General features: G+C 47.7%; 15 protein-coding genes. 12 read left to right on the plus strand and 3 right to left on the minus strand.

Annotated features, from left to right (window positions below):
* Nucleotides 1–15 precede the first annotated feature (15 nt).
* From recG to AB6805_RS10505, 12 genes are all read left to right on the plus strand, one after another.
* Nucleotides 16–2,154 carry an ATP-dependent DNA helicase RecG gene (gene recG / locus AB6805_RS10450; protein ID WP_370909367.1) on the plus strand — a complete coding sequence of 713 codons (2,139 nt, stop codon included), beginning with the start codon at nt 16–18 and terminating at the stop codon, nt 2,152–2,154.
* Nucleotides 2,155–2,400: 246 nt separating this feature from the next.
* Nucleotides 2,401–6,027, plus strand: coding sequence for a PKD domain-containing protein (locus AB6805_RS10455; RefSeq protein ID WP_370909368.1), 3,627 nt, complete (start codon nt 2,401–2,403; stop codon nt 6,025–6,027).
* A 6-nt stretch (nt 6,028–6,033) separates the two neighbouring features.
* Nucleotides 6,034–7,059: a PorP/SprF family type IX secretion system membrane protein gene (locus AB6805_RS10460; RefSeq protein WP_370909369.1), complete on the plus strand. Its 1,026-nt coding sequence runs from the start codon at nt 6,034–6,036 to the stop codon at nt 7,057–7,059.
* Between the two features lie 46 nt (nt 7,060–7,105).
* Complete coding sequence (locus AB6805_RS10465; RefSeq protein WP_370909370.1) at nt 7,106–8,515, plus strand: FAD-binding oxidoreductase; 1,410 nt, start codon at nt 7,106–7,108, stop codon at nt 8,513–8,515.
* A gap of 41 nt (nt 8,516–8,556) precedes the next feature.
* A complete protein-coding gene (locus AB6805_RS10470) occupies nt 8,557–9,144 on the plus strand; it encodes a hypothetical protein (protein ID WP_370909371.1) in 588 nt (195 codons plus the stop codon).
* A 289-nt stretch (nt 9,145–9,433) separates the two neighbouring features.
* On the plus strand, nt 9,434–10,111 hold the full coding sequence (locus AB6805_RS10475; protein WP_370909372.1) for a phosphonatase-like hydrolase: 678 nt from the start codon (nt 9,434–9,436) through the stop codon (nt 10,109–10,111).
* A 20-nt stretch (nt 10,112–10,131) separates the two neighbouring features.
* Nucleotides 10,132–11,277 (plus strand): TIGR03364 family FAD-dependent oxidoreductase, encoded by a 1,146-nt coding sequence (locus AB6805_RS10480; RefSeq protein ID WP_370909373.1) that lies wholly within the window; start codon nt 10,132–10,134, stop codon nt 11,275–11,277.
* Between the two features lie 338 nt (nt 11,278–11,615).
* Complete coding sequence (locus AB6805_RS10485) at nt 11,616–12,314, plus strand: TIGR00730 family Rossman fold protein (RefSeq protein WP_370909374.1); 699 nt, start codon at nt 11,616–11,618, stop codon at nt 12,312–12,314.
* A gap of 160 nt (nt 12,315–12,474) precedes the next feature.
* Entirely contained in the window at nt 12,475–13,116 is a 642-nt protein-coding gene (locus tag AB6805_RS10490) for an O-methyltransferase (protein WP_370909375.1), read from the plus strand.
* 24 nt (nt 13,117–13,140) lie between these two features.
* Nucleotides 13,141–14,577, plus strand: coding sequence for a glucosaminidase domain-containing protein (locus AB6805_RS10495; RefSeq protein ID WP_370909376.1), 1,437 nt, complete (start codon nt 13,141–13,143; stop codon nt 14,575–14,577).
* A 50-nt stretch (nt 14,578–14,627) separates the two neighbouring features.
* Nucleotides 14,628–15,173 carry a hypoxanthine phosphoribosyltransferase gene (gene hpt / locus AB6805_RS10500; RefSeq protein WP_370909377.1) on the plus strand — a complete coding sequence of 182 codons (546 nt, stop codon included), beginning with the start codon at nt 14,628–14,630 and terminating at the stop codon, nt 15,171–15,173.
* 45 nt (nt 15,174–15,218) lie between these two features.
* Entirely contained in the window at nt 15,219–16,961 is a 1,743-nt protein-coding gene (locus AB6805_RS10505; RefSeq protein WP_370909378.1) for a von Willebrand factor type A domain-containing protein, read from the plus strand.
* A gap of 4 nt (nt 16,962–16,965) precedes the next feature.
* On the opposite strand, the gene AB6805_RS10510 is transcribed toward AB6805_RS10505, so the two are convergent.
* From AB6805_RS10510 to AB6805_RS10520, 3 genes are all read right to left on the minus strand, one after another.
* Nucleotides 16,966–17,907, minus strand: a complete 942-nt coding sequence (locus AB6805_RS10510) for a class I SAM-dependent methyltransferase (RefSeq protein ID WP_370909379.1) — start codon at nt 17,905–17,907, stop codon at nt 16,966–16,968.
* Between the two features lie 229 nt (nt 17,908–18,136).
* A complete protein-coding gene (dnaJ, locus tag AB6805_RS10515; RefSeq protein WP_370909380.1) occupies nt 18,137–19,312 on the minus strand; it encodes a molecular chaperone DnaJ in 1,176 nt (391 codons plus the stop codon).
* A 111-nt stretch (nt 19,313–19,423) separates the two neighbouring features.
* Entirely contained in the window at nt 19,424–19,996 is a 573-nt protein-coding gene (locus AB6805_RS10520) for a nucleotide exchange factor GrpE (RefSeq protein ID WP_370909381.1), read from the minus strand.
* Nucleotides 19,997–20,130: the final 134 nt, after the last annotated feature.

Raw genomic sequence — 20,130 nt, forward strand, 5'->3', positions numbered from 1 at the left:
TTGCCTTTTTTATTTTTGTTGTTCATAAAAAACGAAATAACCATTTCTACCTTTACTGCCATATTATCAAATCCGATAGAATACCTGAAAGGAGTAGGCCCGCAGAAAGGAGAACTGCTGCGTAAAGAAATCAAAGTATATACCTTCGGCGACCTCCTGCAATATTTTCCTTTCCGTTATGTAGATCGTACCAGGATTGATAAAATTGCCTCCCTCAGCGGGTATGAAGATTTTGTGCAGATCCGCGGAAAGATCATCAACATGGTGGTAATGGGAGAGAACAGGTCGAAAAGACTGGTGGCTACTTTTAAAGATGAAACAGGCACCATCGACCTGGTATGGTTTCAGGGCTGGCAATGGATGCAGAAATCACTGAAGGAAAATGTGGCCTACCTCGTATTCGGCAGGATCTCCGTATTCAATGGCGTTACCCAGCTGGCACACCCGGAGGTGGACCTGCTCACAGAAGAAATTGCTACCGGTAAACAATTCCTGGAACCAGTTTATTATACCACAGAAAAACTCAAAGCCCGCGGACTAACGGCAAAGGCTATAGGAAAATTGACCAAAAACCTGCTGGAACAATTATCTCCACTGGAAATCAGGGAAAATATCCCCGCGGAAGTATTACAGCAATACCGGCTCATGCCCCGTGCGATGGCCTATTTCCGGATCCATTTGCCCGCCAGCGAAGACGATGCACGACTGGCACAACGACGGCTGAAATTTGAAGAACTGTTTATTGCACAAATCCGTATATGCAGGTTAAAGCTCAAAAGACACAAGCAATCACACGGCTTTGTGTTTGGTGCAGTAGGCGAATCTTTTAATGAATTCTATAACAATCATCTTCCCTTTTCCTTAACAGGCGCACAGAAAAGGGTATTGAAAGAAATAAGAACAGATACCGTTCACGGACGGCAGATGAACCGCCTTCTGCAGGGAGATGTAGGCAGCGGCAAAACAATGGTAGCCCTGCTATCCATGTTGCTGGCAAAAGACAACGGCTTCCAGGCCTGCCTCATGGCGCCCACGGAAATCCTGTCGCAGCAGCACTTTAAAGGTATCTCCGAATTGCTGGAGCGGATGGATGTAAAGGTAGCACTGCTTACCGGCAGCATCAAAGGCAAGGCACGTAAGCAAATACTGGCCGGCGCCCTCGATGGCAGCATCGATATCCTCGTGGGCACCCACGCCCTGCTGGAAAAAGAAGTGGCGTTCAAAAACCTTGGAATGGCCATCGTGGATGAACAACACCGCTTCGGCGTGGCACAACGGGCACGCCTATGGGAAAAAAATACCATCCCGCCACACATTCTTGTTATGACGGCAACGCCTATACCAAGAACACTGGCTATGACCATTTACGGCGACCTGGATGTATCCGTTATTGATGAAATGCCCCCGGGACGTAAACCCATTACTACCGTGCACCGCACCGAATATCAACGGCCGCAGGTAATGGATTTTATAAAGGAAGAAGTAAAGAAAGGACGACAGGCATACATCGTATACCCGCTGATCGAAGATTCAGAGAAGCTGGACTATGAAAACCTGATGAAAGGATATGAAGAGGTGAAAGCTTTCTTCCCCGAACCGCAGTATTATATCAGTATGGTACATGGCCGCCAGCCGGCCGAACAGCGGCAAACCAACATGCAGCGCTTTGTAACCGGCGATACCCATATTATGGTAGCCACCACCGTTATTGAAGTAGGGGTGAACGTGCCCAACGCCTCCGTAATGGTGATAGAAAGCACCGAACGTTTCGGGCTGTCGCAGCTCCACCAGTTGCGGGGAAGGGTGGGCCGCGGAGCGGAACAGTCCTTCTGCGTGCTCATGACCGGTAATAAGCTAGGCCAGGATTCCCGCGAACGGATCAACGTAATGGTGCAAACCAACGACGGATTTATTATTTCGGAGAAAGATATGGAACTGAGAGGCCCCGGAGATATTGAAGGCACCCGCCAGAGCGGGGTACTCGACTTTAAACTGGCGGATATCGTTGCGGACAAACCCATCCTCGACGCCGCCCGCGCCAGCGCAGAAAAGATCCTGGAAGAAGACACCGATCTGCTTCTGCCTGAAAATCAGGCACTAAAAGAATTTTTAGCTGCCCAGAGAAGTAAATCTGTCTGGAGTAAAATTTCCTGATGGTTTTTACGTTTATTAACTAATGGATGAATTAAAAAAGTATAAAGCTGCTGAAGCTGAGATTCACCTTGTTTCCCATTTAGCCTGTTATTCCTCAATTCAGAAGTTTTGTGCCTTTCCCGACCGTAACAATTTGAGTGGCTTCTGCGTTTAATAGTATTATATTGGTTTTTAAGAATAAAATAAAATCTAATCCCGTTGAAATTTACCTTCCCGACCGGCCTTATTGGATTAATGATTTGCTTTTTGTTCACCGGACGATCCGCCCAGGCGCAGCAGCAACATGCGAACTTCACACCGCTGAATTTTATTGAGAACAAAGGCCAGTGGGATAAAGATGTCATCTACAGAACAGAACTGGATGGCGCTGCTATCTTCCTCAAAAAAACAGGCTTCACTTTCCTGATGATGAACCAGCAGGATCTCTGGAGCCTGAACGAATATGTGCACGGACACTCCCACCGGAGTGATACGGTATACGTTCCGAAAAGCAACTTTAAACCAGCACCTGCCCAGCCAGGGAATGGCCAGCCCCCTCCGCGGCCCGGCAAAATTCCTGATGTGCGCGGACACGCCTATAACGTTACTTTCCTGAACGCCAATCCCGACGTACAAATAGTACCCGAAAAAGAACAGGACGCCAAAAGCAGCTACTTCATCGGAAACGACCGCACCAAATGGGCAACCGGGGTAGGTTCCTTCCAGGGCGTTAATTATAACTCCCTTTATTCCGGCATCGACGCGCATGTTTACTCTGAAGGTTCCCAACTGAAATATGACCTGATTGTGCATCCGGGCGCTAACCCGGATAATATCCAGATGGTATATGAAGGCGCTACCGGCATGGAACTGAAAAAAGGCCAGTTACTGGTGCACACCTCTGTGGGCGATGTGATTGAACAACTGCCCTTTGCTTACCAGTATATCAATAATCAACGTGTAACCGTAAAGGTGTCCTACCGGTTAAATGGTAATAAACTGGGCTTCAAAATATCCGGTGAGTATAACACGGCCTACCCGCTGGTGATAGATCCAATCTACGTTTTTTCTACCGTATCCGGCTCCCGCACGGATAACTGGGGCTTTACCGCTACCTACGATGATGCCGGCAATTTATACGGCGGCGGTATTGTGTTTAATCCGGGCTACCCCATAACAACCGGGGCAGTACAAAGCGTTTATGGCGGCGGACAGTTTGATATCGGCATTTCCAAATTCAACACCAACGGAACCAGGCTGGTATACGCCACTTACATGGGCGGCAGCGGCTTGGAACAACCGCATAGCTTATTTGTAGATCAGCAGGGTAACCTCGTGATCTCCGGCAGAACTACTTCCAGCGACTATCCCAATACCAACGTAAAAGGAACCCGCGGAGGATGGGATATCGCCATTACTAAAATAAACGCCACAGGCACCGCTATTATCGGCTCACTGATCATTGCCGGCGGTGGCGACGACGGTGTAAATATGCGGGCAGACCGCCAGTCCGGCGACTGGGTACTGCTGCGCAACTATGGCGACGACGCCCGCAGCGAAGTGGTAGTGGATAATGCAGGCTATATTTATGTGGCCAGCTGCACCCGCTCCACCGATTTTCCCGTAACAGCCGGCGTATTCCAGGGTACCAATAAAGGCTCACAGGACGGTGTGATCATGAAAATAAACCCGCTTTGCCAGGACCTGGTATGGGCCAGTTACCTCGGAGGCAGCAAGGAAGATGCAGCTTATGTAATTGCATTAAACGGCCTCAATACCTTGTATGTGGCCGGGGGCACCGCCAGCGACGACTTCCCCGTTACCGCAGGCACCATATACCCCCAGTACCGCGGCGGCGTATGCGATGGGTTTATTGCGCACATTTCAAACGACGGAAGAAACATTATCCAGAGTACTTTCCTCGGTTCGGATAATGCCGCAGCCGACCAGATATACGGTATCCAGCTCGATAAAAACGGATTTGTATACGTAATGGGCACCACAGAAGGAGCATGGCCCATCATACAAGTAAGCGCCAATGGATACAATGAAAACGGACTGCAGTTTATCTCGAAGCTCCAGGCAAACCTGTCCGCATTCGTGTATTCCACTACTTTCGGAAAAAGAAGAACACTGGTTTCTTCCCCTAATATTTCTCCCACCGCCTTCCTGGTAGACCGCTGCGAAAATGTATACGTGTCCGGATGGGGCGGAGGTATCAATACCTCCCTGCACTACCCGAATTCAGGAACTTCCGGTTTAACTACCACCCCGGATGCGCTGCAACGCAGCACAGACGGGATGGATTTTTATTTCTATGTGCTGCAGCGCGATGCCGTACGGTTTAGTCCCACCCAGGGCCCATTGTATGCCAGCTATTTTGGCGGCTCCGGTTTGTATGAACACGTAGATGGCGGTACCAGCCGCTTCGATCGCAACGGTATTATCTACCAGGGCATCTGCGCCTGGTGCAACGTGAGCAACAGCGGTTTCAAACCGCGGTACCCGACCACGCCGGGCGCCTACTCCAGCACACCGCCAGCCTCCTGTAATCTCGGAGCGCTGAAAATTGCCTTTAACCTCGATGGGGTGAAAGCAGGCGCCAAAACACTCGACAGGCGCACCAACTACTGCGTACCGGATACCATCACCTTTGTGGATACCACCCGTTTACCAGGTAAGTCGTATCAGTGGTTCTTCCCCGATGATGGCACCACGCTGAATTTGGGGCCTGAAGGAGATACGGTGACGCACATCTTTACAAAAACTGGCACCTTCCGCGTAAGAATGGTAAAATATGATCCGCAAAGTTGTAACGGATCAGATACCGCCTACGTACCCGTAAAACTGGGCAACAATGAAGCGATACTCCATTTTGAAGCCCGGCGCCAGGATCCATGCGATAGCCTGAAGTATATGTTTGTCAATGAATCCACACCCGCTGCGGATTTCAGGGACAGCTCATTTATCCTCGACTATGGCGACGGAACACCTCCATTCTATACCGGTTTAGATACCTTCCCGCTATTCCACTATTACCAGAATGCCGGCATCTATAATGCTACCCTTACACTGGTGGATACCAATTTCTGTAACGCACCGCAAACAATTACCTATACCCTGCGTGTAGCCGAGAACGTTATAGCGAAATTTACCGACCCGGGAACGGTTTGCGTTGGCACAGAAATACAAATGGAGAATACCACCGAGGGCGGTGAAACTTTCACCTGGACCTTTGAAGATGATGGTTCCGTTTCACACGATCCTTACCCGGTACATACATTTAACAGAGCAGGCCGCTGGAAAATAACCCTGGAGGTAGACGATCCAAACACCTGTAACAAACGGGATTCGATTACACAGGAAATAAATGTGGCAGCGCCGCCTGTAGCAGACTTCGACTTTTCACCCACCAAAGCAATTGAAAATACGCCGATACAGTTCCTGAATGGTTCCTCGGCAAACGTGATACATTACCTCTGGAATTTTGGCGACGGGGATACTTCTTCCCTTCCCAACCCCAGCCATCAATACCTGCGCACAGGTACATACAATGTGTGTCTTACTGTTACTAACGCAGAAGGCTGTACGGATACAAAATGTGAAGAAGTAAGCGCTATTGTGGTACCGCTGTTTGATGTGCCCAACGCCTTTGCACCGGGTGGTAAGAACAATGTGTTTTATGTAAAAGCTTTTGGAGCGACCAAATTCAATCTTAAAATATTTAACCGTTGGGGTCAATTGGTTTTTGAAAGTTCGGATCCTCAAATCGGATGGGATGGCCGGTTTAAAGGAAATATTCAGCCCATGGATGCTTATGCCTATATCGTAAACCTCGAGTTTACGGATGGCACCAAAGGCAGCAGATCAGGAAGTGTAACCTTGTTAAGATGATGAGCCATGAATCAGATCGTTAAATTATCAACATGTCTGGCAATTTTATTAATTGTTTCAATGGGTGGGGCGTACGCACAGGACCTCCATTTTTCACAGTTTTTTAATTCGCCGTTGACAACTAACCCTGCCAATACCGGGTTCATTCCGGACGGCAATTACCGTATTGGCATTAATTACCGTGATCAGTGGACCAGCGTTCCGATACCTTACCGGACGATGTCGGCATATGGCGACTTCCAACTATTCCGCGATCAGCTGGAATATGGCTGGGTGGGCATCGGGGGCGTACTGCTCCGCGACGTGGCCGGCGCAGGAAACCTCACCTCCACCAAAGGATACGCTTCTATCGCTTATCACCAGCTCCTGGGTTTTAGCAGCCTGTTATCCGCAGGGTTCAACGTAGGCTCCGCCGGCAAACGGGTGGATATCACCAAGCTCACATTCGCCGACCAGTGGAATGGTAAATTCTTTGATTCACAGATCCCCACCGGGGAACCCATCACCCAAAGCAGCGTCAATTATTTCGACCTGCAGGCAGGCTTGAATTATGCTTATTTTCCTACCGATAATATTTATGTAAATGCAGGCTTTTCTGTACAACATATCAACACACCCCGGGAAACCTTTTTTGATGGCAATAACACCGTTCCCCGGCGGTATATCGGGTTCCTGAATGCGAGTTTGAAAATGAGCGATAAAGTGATCCTGAACCCTGCAGCGTATTATGCCACACAGGCCGGCGCACGGGAACTGATGCTGGGCGCCAATGCAGCCTATAATCTTTCCGGCGACGGTGTACAACAACTGTATGGCGGCGTTTATTACCGCGCCAATGATGCGGCGGTATTCCTGGTTGGCTACCAGATCAACGCCATAAAACTCATGTTTAACTACGATATCACTACCTCCAGTCTCTCTGCCGCCAACAACCGGCGTGGCGCTTATGAGATAGGCATCGTTTATACAGGACTTTACAGCAACCGCACCTTTAACAATGCGAGAAGATCTACGATCTGTCCCTCTTTTTAACAGTCCGGATATACCACCTAACCGGCATTATGATTATTTTTGTTCCATGACAACGTTCAATAAAGTAACTGCCGCTCACGTAGCGGCATTACGTGAAATAGCCGGAGCGCAATATGTATTGGCCGACGAAGAAAGTATGAGCCGTTATGCACAGGATGAAACCGAGGATCTGCATTATCTCCCCGAAGTAGTAGTTAAGCCGGATACCACCGAACAGGTAAGCCGTATCATGAAATTATGCAATGAAGCATTGTTGCCCGTAACTCCCCGTGGTGGCGGTACAGGGCTCAGTGGAGGAGCGCTCGCCCAGTTTGGAGGCGTGCTCATATCCATGGAACGGTTTAACCGCATCACCCTCATAGATGAAAGGAACCTGCAGGTAATCACCGAACCCGGTGTGATCACAGAAGAATTACAGAACGCCGTAAAAGAAAAGGGATTGTTTTATCCGCCCGACCCGAGCAGTCGCGGTACCTGCTTTATTGGTGGTAATATTGCGGAAAATTCTGGCGGCCCCAAAGCGGTGAAATATGGCGTGGTAAAGGATTATGTGCTGAACCTGGAAATGGTGCTGCCCAGCGGTGAAGTGATCTGGACGGGCGCCAATGTGCTGAAAAATGCCACCGGTTACAATCTTACCCAGCTGGTAGTAGGCAGCGAAGGCACCCTGGGCATCGTTACCAAAATAGTATTACGCCTAATACCACTACCCAAAACAGACCTGCTGATGCTGGTTCCTTTCCGCTCTGCTGAAAGCGCCTGTGAAGCGGTAAGCGCTATATTCCGGGCGGGTTACACACCTTCGGCCATGGAATTTATGGAGCGTGACGCCATTGACTGGGTAACAAAATATGTACAAAGCAGCGCAGTTAAAATAGAAGACGATATACAGGCACACCTGCTCATAGAAGTGGATGGGAACTACCCGGAAGTGCTGATGCAGGAAATGGAAGGTATTGCCGGTGTGGTAGAAGGTTTTGATATAGGGGAGATATTGTTTGCAGAAGATTCCCAGCAGAAGGAAGAACTCTGGAAACTGCGCCGCCGGGTGGCGGAAGCCGTAAAGGCAAATTCCGTATATAAAGAAGAAGATACCGTGGTACCCCGCGCAGAACTGCCGGTATTACTGAAAGGCGTGAAGGAAATCGGGAACAGGTATGGATTCCATTCAGTGTGCTACGGGCATGCCGGCGATGGTAACCTGCACGTAAATATTATCCGCGGCACCCTCACGGAAGAACAATGGAACGGAACCCTCACGGAAGGTATACGGGAAATTTTTCAGCTGGTGAAAGCATTGGGCGGTACCATCTCCGGTGAGCATGGTATTGGGTTGGTACAGAAAAACTATATGGATATCATTTTTGACCACACATCCATGCAACTCATGAAGCAAATAAAACAGATCTTTGATCCAAAGAATATATTAAACCGGGGTAAAATTTTCGATTGTTAAACCTTTCTGCCGGTAAATAGTTAAACTTAATAAAGCTGATCATGAAACGTTTATTGATATGTATTTTCCTGCTGGCTGGCGTACAGCTGGCACACGCCCAGTATTATAAAACAGATACCGTTGCCCGTAAGGGCTTTGATCCTTCCCGTTTGGTATTAGGCGGTTCGCTGGGAATGGTGTTTGGCGATGTTACCAACGTGGATATCTCTCCGCTGGTAGGTTACCGCTTCTCCGACTACATCGCTGCAGGTGTTAATTTAAACGCACAGTACGGGCAATTTAAATCACGTGATTACTACACCGGTAATACCACCCAGCGCGACAAATACACCATCTTTGGCGGTGGTATCTGGGGCCGTGTATATCCGCTCCCGATGGTATTTATACATGTTCAGCCTGAATATAATTTCGTTACACAAAATTCTACCGTTTACCTCAACAACAACGAAAAACAAACCTACAAAACCAACTATGGCGTTCCCAGCTTACTGGTAGGCGCGGGTTACACCCAAAGCGTAGGCGGCAGGGTAGGTATTGGCATCTCCATTTTATATGATGTGATCCAGGACGACCGCTCGCCCTATAACAACAGCCTGATATACCGGGTGGGCGCAGGGCTCGGCTTCTAGCGAATTTTGTCTTTCCCGCTGATTACGCTGATTATACTGATTACAAGGATTTTATTTCTTTGGATTTTAAATGATTCGGGGAGATATAAGCGAAAATATCCGCTTATATCTCCCCGAATCATTTAAAATCCTTACAAAATCCAAAAGCAAAAATCCAGCTAATCAGTATAATCAGTGTAATCAGCGGGAAAGACAAAATTCGCATATTACGCGCATGTTAAATGTTTATAAATGCTAAACTTATTTTTAGTAACTCCTTATCTTTGCCACATATTAACAATGGGAAAAGATGGGAATACAATTAGTTGTTTTTGATATTGCAGGCACTACCCTGCATGATGAATCCAATGTAGCAAAGGTGTTGCAGCAAACGATCGGGCTGGCGGGTGTTACAGTAACGCTGGAACAGGTGAACGAGGTGATGGGATACGCCAAACCGTATGCTATCCGCTATTTGTTGCAGCAGCAGAAGGATAGCCGCTACAGCGACGAAACCTTTATTGGCGACCTGCACAGCCGTTTTGTAGCGGACATGAAAGTGCATTATGCCACGCATCCTGCGGTAAGGGAAAAAGAAGGGGTATCGGCGGTATTTGCCGCACTGAAGGCAAAAGGTATTAAAGTGGCACTGGATACGGGTTTCGACAGGGCTATTACCAACGTAATCCTGGAAAGGGTGGGCTGGCAGCAAAAAGGACTTATTGATGCCGTGGCTACCAGCGATGAAGTGCCCTTCGGCCGTCCGTATCCGTATATGATTTACCGGATCATGGAACAGCTGGGAATCCGCAGTATACTGTCGGTCGCTAAAACCGGCGATACTATTTCCGACCTGGAAGAAGGCACCAATGCGGGTTGCCGCTATGTAATAGGCGTTACTACCGGCGCTTATACGCGGGAAGAGCTGGAGAAAGGTCCGCATACCCACCTGGTAGCATCTCTGGATGAACTGCTATCTATATTTTAATCACACTTTACATTGATATCATGCAACAACAACAGGCAGATGTAGCAGTAATAGGTGCAGGAATAGTGGGATTGGCCATGTGTTACCACCTGGCGTCAAAAGGAAGAAAAGTAGTGCTGTTTGAACGTAACAGCAAAGCGATCAGCGCTTCCATCCGCAATTTCGGGTTGGTATGGCCCATCGGGCAAACTGCCGGTAAAATGCACAACCGCGCTATGCGCAGCCGCCGTACCTGGAAGGAGCTGGCTGCTGCCACCGGGTTGCAGTGCCAGGAAACCGGATCACTGCACCTGGCGTATGAAAAAGATGAACTGGCGGTATTGGAAGAATTTGTACAGGCCGCTCCCGGCAGCGGTTACAGCTGTGAGCTGATTGCTCCCTCACAAATAGGAAAATATACCAGCGCTATTAAAACAAACGGGTTGAAAGGCGCATTGTGGAGCGCTTCCGAAATGACCGTGAACCCACGCCAGGCCAGTGCCGCTATCGCAAAGCATTTAGAGGAACACCTGAACGTAACGGTTCGTTTTGGTACGGCGGTAAATGGCATCAATATGCCCTTTATTGAAACAAAAGACGAGCGCTGGAAAGTGGAAGAGGTATTTGTTTGCAGCGGCGCTGACTTTGAAACGCTTTACCCTACTGAGTTTGCGGCTGCACCGCTGAAAAAATGCAAACTGCAGATGATGCGTACCATTCCGCAACCGGGCAACTGGCAGCTAGGCCCCGCACTGTGTGCCGGCTTAACCCTGGGGCATTATGCGGCCTTCGAAAGCTGTAAAACCCTGGAACCACTGAAGCAGCGCTTCGCACAGGAAATGCCGGAGTATGTGAAATGGGGCATTCACCTGCTGATCTCTCAAAATGGCGCAGGCGAACTCACCATTGGTGACTCGCATGAATATGGTCCGGACTTCGAACCATTTGATAAAGCATTTATCAATGAACTCATCCTGCAGTATATGCATACGTTTTTACAGGCGCCGGAGTACACCATCCAGGAACAATGGCATGGCATTTACCCAAAACTTACCAATGGCAAAACAGACCTGGTATTCTCTCCTGAAAAAAATGTAACGATCGTAAATGGTCTTGGCGGAGCCGGGATGACATTGTCTTTCGGGCTGGCCGAAGAAGTAGTGGCAGGCGCGCATACCTTTGCGTAACCTTGATAAATTTAAATTAGGTTATTGCTTAAATAATTAATAAATTAATGGAGATTAAGCGTTATGAGAACATCTGTTGATTAAACGGTAGTACTATCTTACTAAATTTCAACATTATTTATTTTTTTGATTGCCAGCATTAGCAACGTTTCTGCAGCGATGTTTATTTAACATCGCTGCACGTTCATAACGTGTTAAATGTAAAGCAGGTTTCTATATAGTTACCTGCTTTTTTTATGCGTATAGCTGTTACTGTAAGCCAATTATTATATAAATTACATCATTCCGCGTGCCTGCACGGGGGAAGGTGTTTTATAGCATAATAAAAAAGCAGTTGCATGAACAGTAGTATAAAGAATCTTAAAGAAAGAGACTGGACGGAAACAAGAGCGCATTCCAGCTGGCAGATATTCAAGATAATGGCGGAGTTTGTTGAAGGATTTGAGAAACTGGCTAAAATAGGACCCTGTATTTCCATATTCGGATCGGCCCGTACCAAACCAGGCAACCGTTATTACGACCTGGCCCAGGAAATATCCACCAGGCTGGCAGAAGAAGGCTTTGGTATTATCACGGGTGGCGGACCAGGTGTTATGGAAGCCGCCAACAGAGGCGCGCAGGCAGCACATGGTAAATCAGTGGGCGCCAATATCACCCTGCCGCACGAGCAACATCCCAATGTTTATATAGACCCGGAAAATAGTCTCAATTTCGATTACTTCTTTGTCCGTAAAGTAATGTTTACCAAGTATTCCCAGGGCTTTGTGATGATGCCCGGTGGCTTTGGTACAATGGATGAATTCTTTGAAGTAGCCACCCTTATTCAAACCAAGAAAATGGAGGAAACGCCGATGGTGCTGGTAGGGAAAGAGTATTGGAGTGGCCTGCTCGACTGGATCCGTAACGTCATGATGGAAAAGGAAAGCAATATTAACCCGCAGGACCTCGATCTGCTGCAGTTATTTGACACGGCAGATGAAGTAGTGGAATATTTCCGTGTTTTCTACACTACCAATAAATTAAGACCGAATTTCTGATAAAGCCTGCCTTCAGGCTGGAAAAGCGGATATACGTGAACGTACCCCGGAGAGAATAAAACCCGGCAGAATAGCGTTTATGGATATATCCGCTTTTTCTGTTGGAAGCAACAGGCTGTCGGTTAGCCGCTTTTCCTTAGCTTTGCAGAAATTTTAATATATGGAGCTCATACCGGCAGCAGTGGAGGCCTATTCAGAAAAATATACCAGTCAGGAAAGTGAATTGATGTACCAGCTGAACAGGGAAACACATCTGAAGGTAGCGTTGCCGCATATGTTGAGCGGGCAGGTACAAGGGCAGTTCCTCAGTATGATAAGCCATATGATCCGGCCCCGCCGCATCCTGGAACTGGGCACTTACACCGGGTACTCAGCGATTTGCCTGGCCGCAGGCCTCGCACCCGATGGCATATTACACACCGTAGATATCAACGAAGAACTGGAAGCCCTTTGTCATCAATATTTTTCGGCAAGCGGGAATGCAGATAAAATAAAAATGCATATCGGCAAAGCGGCCGATGTCATTGAACAACTGGATGAAGTATTCGACCTGGTGTTTATTGACGCGGACAAATCCGGATATGAACAGTACTACGACCTGGTTTGGGATAAACTGCGTCCCGGCGGATTTATCCTGGCAGATAACGTGTTGTATCACGGCCAGGTACTGCTGCCTGAAAATGAACAGGGACGCCAGGCAAAAGCCATGATCAGTTTTTGTGAAAAAGTGTTGGCAGATGACCGTGCGGAACAGGTATTACTCACCATGCGGGATGGTGTACTGATGATCAGGAAGAAATAAAACGCCCATTAAATCCGAACATACATGCAAGTAAGAAAATTCTTATTGGTAGTCAGTTTTCTTATTGGCTTCGTTACCGTACTGCACGCACAGAACATCACAACGCAGCAGTACATTGCCACCTATAAAAACTTAGCCATTGAGGAAATGCGCCGCTCAGGCGTGCCTGCCGCCATCAAACTGGCGCAGGGGATTATAGAAACACAGTCCGGCAACGGCACCTTGTGTTTACAATCGAACAACCATTTCGGTATTAAATGCAAAAATACCTGGACCGGCAAAACCATCAAATACGATGATGATGCAGCCCAGGAGTGTTTCCGCGTATATGAATCCGCCACCGATTCCTACCGCGATCACTCCGATTTTCTGCACGCCAACCCACGCTATGCCTTCCTCTTCCAGTTTGATGGCGAGGATTATAAATCATGGGCTTTTGGTCTTAAACAAGCCGGATACGCCACCAACAAAACTTACCCGCAACAGCTGATTAAAGTAATTGAAGATTATAACCTTCAGCAATATACGATGATTGCTATGGGTAAAGATCCTTCTGCCGGTGGCGCAGCTACCGATGGAACGATGTATGCCGAAGTAACCGAAAAGGGAAGCAAAACATCTCCCGGAAGGAAAAATCAAAGTACGGCCACCAAACAAACTGCCAGCTATCCGAAAGGCATCTTTGAAATCAACGGCCGCAAAGCAGTGTATGTAAAGGCCGGCAGCTCCCTCATCCAGGTAGCCGACCAGCGTAATATGCGCCTGCGTAAACTGGTACGTTACAACGACCTGGAAAATGATAATCCGCCCGCAAAGGATATGATCGTTTTCTTACAAAAGAAAAGCAAAAGAGGAAGCAGGGAATACCACAGCGTTGTTAACGGGGAAACCATGCACGACGTAGCCCAGGCAGAAGGTGTACAGTTAAGATGGTTACGCCGCCGTAATAAAATGAATGAAGGGGAAGAACCTGCTGCGGGTCAGCGGTTAACGCTTGACGGTTTTGCTTCCGCAGCACCGCGGCTGGCTAAAAATACCCGGGTACTGAAAGAAGAAGACCAGGAACCCCCGGAAGATTTCTCTCCCCGTAAAGCACTGGAGGGTATTAAAGAAGAAGTGGCCCAAAATGCAGCAGGCGCTAGTGCTGTACCGGAAACAAAACCAGCCCCGCAACAGGGTGGTGTGCCGGTAGCCATGATAGAAGACCTGAAGAAAGCCGGCCAGGTAACCACCTCCGGGAATACAGGTACGCCAAAAACATCCGTGCCGCAACCAGCACCGCGGCCAGCTACACCAGCACCGGTGCAGAAATCAGGCATGCAGTACCATGATGTACAGCCGAAGGAAACGTTGTATGGCATTGCCAAAATGTACAACCGGTCTGTTACACAGCTGCAGGAATGGAATAACCTGCAGGGTTTTGATATTAAAATCGGCCAGCGTTTGCTGGTAAGTAAATAAGCAGCGATCTTTTTTTGCTGATGATTGTTAAATAAGGAAATGAGCGTATTATGTCGTTGATCAAAGTGCATGACAAGGAGTTCCAGCCCTATATTGATGAAGTGGCGTTGCAGCAGCGGGTGAAGGAGATGGCGGAACAAATCAATAAAGATCTGGAGGGAGAGCGCCCTTTATTTATTGCCATTCTTAACGGCTCCTTTATGTTTGCCGCAGATGTGTTTAAATACCTTACCATTGAGGCGGAGATCTCGTTTATTAAACTGGCTTCCTATAAAGGCACCAAATCTACGGGTAATGTGGTACAGGCCATTGGCCTGGACGAAGATCTCTTTGGACGCACCGTAGTGATCCTCGAGGATATCGTGGACACCGGCCGGACCATGAGCCAGTTCCTGCCCCAGCTGGAGCATCAGCAACCGAAAAAATTACTGGTGGCCGCGCTGCTCACAAAGCCGGATGCGATGATACATCCTATCAAAATAGATTACCTGGGCTTTTCCGTTCCCGATAAGTTCCTGCTGGGATACGGTCTCGATTACGATGGCCTGGGCCGGAATCTGCCAGCCATTTATCAACTGGTGGAATCCGGGCAGTAATTATTTTTTCCGGGCGCTTGCCCGGAAAAAATCTTAACTTAATACATGCTCAAGTACCTTTTACTCTTTCTTTTGTGGGGTGGAGGGCTGCAGGCGCAAACAATCTGGGTATCGGGAGCGGTAGAAGACAGTTTATCCCACCGCCCCGTTGCAGGAGTACAGGTGAAGGTGATGGATGACACAGTCCATGTGGTCACAAACGCTTTCGGTCTTTTTAAAATTTCAATCCCCACGGCATCGGCCACGTTATTGCTTACGCAAAACGGTTATCAATCCAAAGAGATAACGGTGCGCAAATACGACAGGCTGTTAATAACGTTATCGCCTCTACGAAAAGATGCAGATCCGGTGGCCCTTGCCAAAGCCCGGTCAAAACTGTTGCATAGCAGCAATCCCAATTACGGTAATACCGGCATGGGAGTACATTCCTTTTACAATGAAACTTACGGAGCTACCTACGAAAATAAATTTGTCCGTACGGCCAACCATCCCATATCTACCTTCGCCGTGGATGTGGACAGGGCAGCGTACAGCAATATCCGTCGCTTCGTGCGGCTGAAAGAAGCGGTGCCGGTAGATGCCGTTCGTATTGAAGAGATGATCAACTACTTTCACTACGATTATCCGTTACCGTTAGCCGGCGAAACGATGGCTATGTATAGTAATTACACCACCTGCCCCTGGGAAACTACCCACCGGTTATTACAGATCGCCATCAGGGCCCGCGCATTGGAAACAGATAGTTTTCCCGCCAGTAACCTGGTTTTCCTGCTGGATGTTTCCGGCTCCATGGGCACTCCCAATAAATTACCTTTATTACAGGCAGCTTTCCGCATCCTGGTCAATAACCTCCGCCCGGTAGATAAAGTAGCGATAGTAGCCTATGCAGGCGAACCCGGTGTTCTTTTACCCGCTACACCCGGCGATCAGAAAGAAAAGATCCTGAACGCAATAGATAATCTCAGTGCCGGTGGCGCCACTGCAGGGGAAGCCGCCATTAAACTGGCATACCGGATCGCATCGGAGCAGTATATCCCTGAGGGCAATAACCGCGTGATACTGGCCACCGACGGCGATTTCAACGTAGGCCTCAGCAGTGATAATGAAATGGAAGAGCTGATCGTTCAGCAGAAGGAAAGTGGAGTATTGCTTACCTGTTTGGGTTTTGGGATGAAGAATTATAAAGATTCAAAGCTGCAATCCCTGTCCAGTAAAGGGAATGGTAATTTTGCCTATATAGATGACCTGGAAGAAGCCAATAAAATATTTGCCCGTGAATTCGGCAGCACCCTGTTTACGATTGCCCGCGATGTGCAGTCGGAAGTATGGTTTAATCCAGCCCTCGTAAAATCGTACAGGCTTATCGGTTATGAAAATAAAATACTGCCTGCCGACAGCTCAGAGAAGGGAGAATTTAGCGGAGGGATCATTGGCAGCGGGCATTGTTCTGTGGCATTGTATGAAATTATCCCCACACCGGAAGCTGCTGTGGATTCAGTGCTGGCAAAGGTAAAAATATCCTGGCGGGATCCGCAGGATACGGCGATGCAATATTTACCCGGTGTTATATCTGCAGAAATGAAAAATTTTGATAAAGCCTCCGATGATTGCCGCTTTGCTGCGGGGGTGGCTTTATTTGGGATGCTACTGCGCAAGTCGTCTTACTGCGGCAAAGGCAATATAGAAATGGTGAACGATATTGCCCGCCAGGCGTTGGGCGCCGACAAAGGCAACTATCGCTCAGAGTTTTTGAAGATGGTAAAAATGGTACGCAAAGGAAAGCATTGATCCCTTATTTTATTAACCGGTAGCACTTCCTGATCATCTTCTGCTGAAAATCAAATGGTAAAGTTTGATTGGTAATATCCTTTATGCTGGAGGCGCTGATTTTATCGGCTTCCAGTACAAACCGGCGGTAGTTGTTACTGAAGTAAACAATGCCATCTTTTTTTGTAGCCAGCAGCACTTTATTGAGCATATCCGCATGATCCCGCTGTACATCGAGGAAATCCTTCATCCGTTTGCTGTTGGAGAAAGTAGGCGGGTCTATGATCACGAGGTCGTAGGTATTAAGTTTAAGGGTATCGAGGTATTGCAGTACATCCGCATGTACAAAAGTATGTTTCGGGTTATCGAATCCGTTCAGCTTCATATTTTCTTCTGCCCAGGCCAGGTAGGTTTTAGACAGATCCACAGAAGTTACTTCTGCTGCGCCACCAGCGGCGGCGTATACGGAGAACGAGCCGGTATAACAAAACAGGTTAAGTACTTTCTTGTCTTTTGCTTCTTCCCTTACCATGCTGCGGGTAGTGCGGTGGTCGAGGAATAAGCCGGTATCGAGGTAATCGGAAAGGTTCACTTTAAATTGCAGGCCAGCTTCGTAAGCTGTCATGATATGGCTTTCCAGGCTGAGTTTTTCGTACTGGCTTTTCCTGTTTTCTTTGCGTTGCCGTTGTTTAACCCATATTTTATTGGGCGCTACTTCCAGTACTTTGCTGATCAGTTCGAGGCAGGTATCGAGCCACTCTTCATGTGCATCTTCTTCCATGCCGTGTTTGCGGTGGTACTCTGCGATGTAAACATGGTCTTCATACATTTCTATACTGAAGGGGAATTCAGGAATATCATCATCATACACCCGGTAGCAGGTGATGTTTTGTCGTCTGGCCAGTTTGGAGGTATGCCGGAAAACTTTCGTCAGCCGGTTTTCGAACATCTGCAGTTTTTGTTCCATGGTGTAGTGTTTACCGCGCGCGGATTTTGTCTTGGCTCAGGATTACGCTGATTTTACTGATTAGCTGGATTCTTACTTTTGATTTTATAAAGGATTAAGGGAGATAGAAGCGGATATTCGCTTTTATCTCCCTTAAATATTATTAATCTAAAAATCCAAAAAAATCCAAAAGTAAAAATCCGATTAATCAGTATAATCAGCGTAATCAGCAAGAAAGACAAAATCCGCATCAGCTGAAAATATCTCTTACCTTTTCGAAGAATCCTTTATCAGATTTTTCGGGATTTGGTTTGAAGTTATCGGACGATTGTAATTTGTCGAGCATTTCTTTCTCTTCCGCGGTCACGTGTTGTGGTGTCCATACGTTCACATGAATCAGCTGATCGCCTTTTTCATAAGAGTTTACGGAAGGGAATCCTTTGCCTTTCAGGCGGAATATTTTACCGCTCTGTGTGCCGGGAGGGATTTTAATTTTGGCTTTTCCGTCGATGGTAGGCACTTCCAGGGAGGTGCCATATACTGCATCGGGGAAGGAGATGTGCAGATCGAAGGCTACATTGAGTCCGTCGCGTTGCAGCTCCGGATGTGGTTCTTCTTCGATGAGGATCAGCAGATCGCCGGGTGCGCCGCCTCTTTCGCCGGCGTTACCTTTGCCACTCATGCTCAGCTGCATGCCTTCCTGAACGCCCGCCGGGATGTCGATGCTCACCATTTCCTCACCGTACATACGGCCTTCACCTTTACAGTGGCCGCATTTGCTGGTAATGATCTGGCCTTCACCATGACAGGTAGGGCAGGTGGTAACGGTTTGCATTTGTCCGAGGAAAGTTTGGGTAACTTTTCTTACCTGGCCGGAACCGCCGCAGGTATTACATGACTGGAATGCGTTTTTATCTTTTGCACCCAGGCCACCGCAATGCTGGCAGGGTACATATTTTTTTACTTTAATCTTTTTGTTGGCGCCTTTGGCGATTTCTTCATAGGTAAGACGAATCTTAACCCGGAGATTGGAGCCGCGGGTACCGCGTCCACGGCGGTTTCCACCGCCACCACGGGCGCCACCGCCGCCAAAGAAGCTACCGAAAATATCATCGTTACCAAAAATGTCACCGAAGTTGGAGAAGATGTCGTCCATGTTCATTCCACCACCGCCATATCCGCCACCACCACGGTTGCCATTCATGCCGGCATGGCCAAAGCGGTCGTATTGCGCCCTTTTATCAGGATCGCTTAATACTTCATAAGCTTCAGCTGCTTCTTTGAATTTTTCTTCTGCCTCTTTGTTATTGGGGTTGCGGTCAGGGTGAAACTGCATAGCCACCTTGCGGTAGGCCTTTTTAATTTCATCCTGTGAAGCAGATTTGGCAACAGCCAGTATTTCGTAATAATCTCTCTTGGTAGACATTATAATAATCACTTAATGCTGGTGCAGGCACCAGCTCTTGTCCGGTAAAAAATATTGTTTTACGTCAGCTTTTAGCATAGGCATCCTTAGAGATTATGCCACATCGTCATTTTATTTGCCCACAATTACCTTAGCATGACGGATCAATTTGTCACTCAGGTAATAACCAGGTTGCAGCACATCTACTACCTTACCAACCAGCTCCGGCGTGGGAGCAGGGATTTCGGTAATAGCTTCTTGCAGATCCGGATCAAATGGGGTGTGTATACTCTCCATTGGCTTTAGTCCTTTTGCTTGCAGGGTGTTTCTCAGTTTATTGAAAACCAGCATTACGCCATCTTTAACGACCGCAACATCTGTTGTATTTTCCAACTGTTTTTCAGCCCTGTCGGTATCATCCAGCACATCCAGTAAAGATATGATAACTTCCTTGCTGGCTGTTTGCATCAGTTCTATACGCTCTTTAGCAGTACGCTTACGGTAATTGTCAAATTCTGCCTGTAACCGCAGGTACTTATCACGGATTTCACTTACTTCCTTTTCTTTCTTCTCCAGCTCACTCACTTCATCTGATTCATTATTCGTATTTGAACTATTGCTTATATTTTCTTCTGGCATGCCTTCGTTTTCGCTACCAGTGTTAGCCTGACCGTTTGTCTGCATGTCTTTTTCGTTTTCTGTCATAATAAGTAATAATTGTCTGCGCAGGTATCCAGTCAATTTCTTTGCCAACAGCGGTTTTGCCGACAAAAAGGCAGAATAGAAAGTGAAATCCCCAAGGCTAACCGCTAAATAGCTACCTTTGCCCCTCGAAATAC

This window comes from Chitinophaga sp. RCC_12, from assembly GCF_041360695.1.
In the GTDB taxonomy this organism is placed as follows: Bacteria; Bacteroidota; Bacteroidia; order Chitinophagales; family Chitinophagaceae; genus Chitinophaga.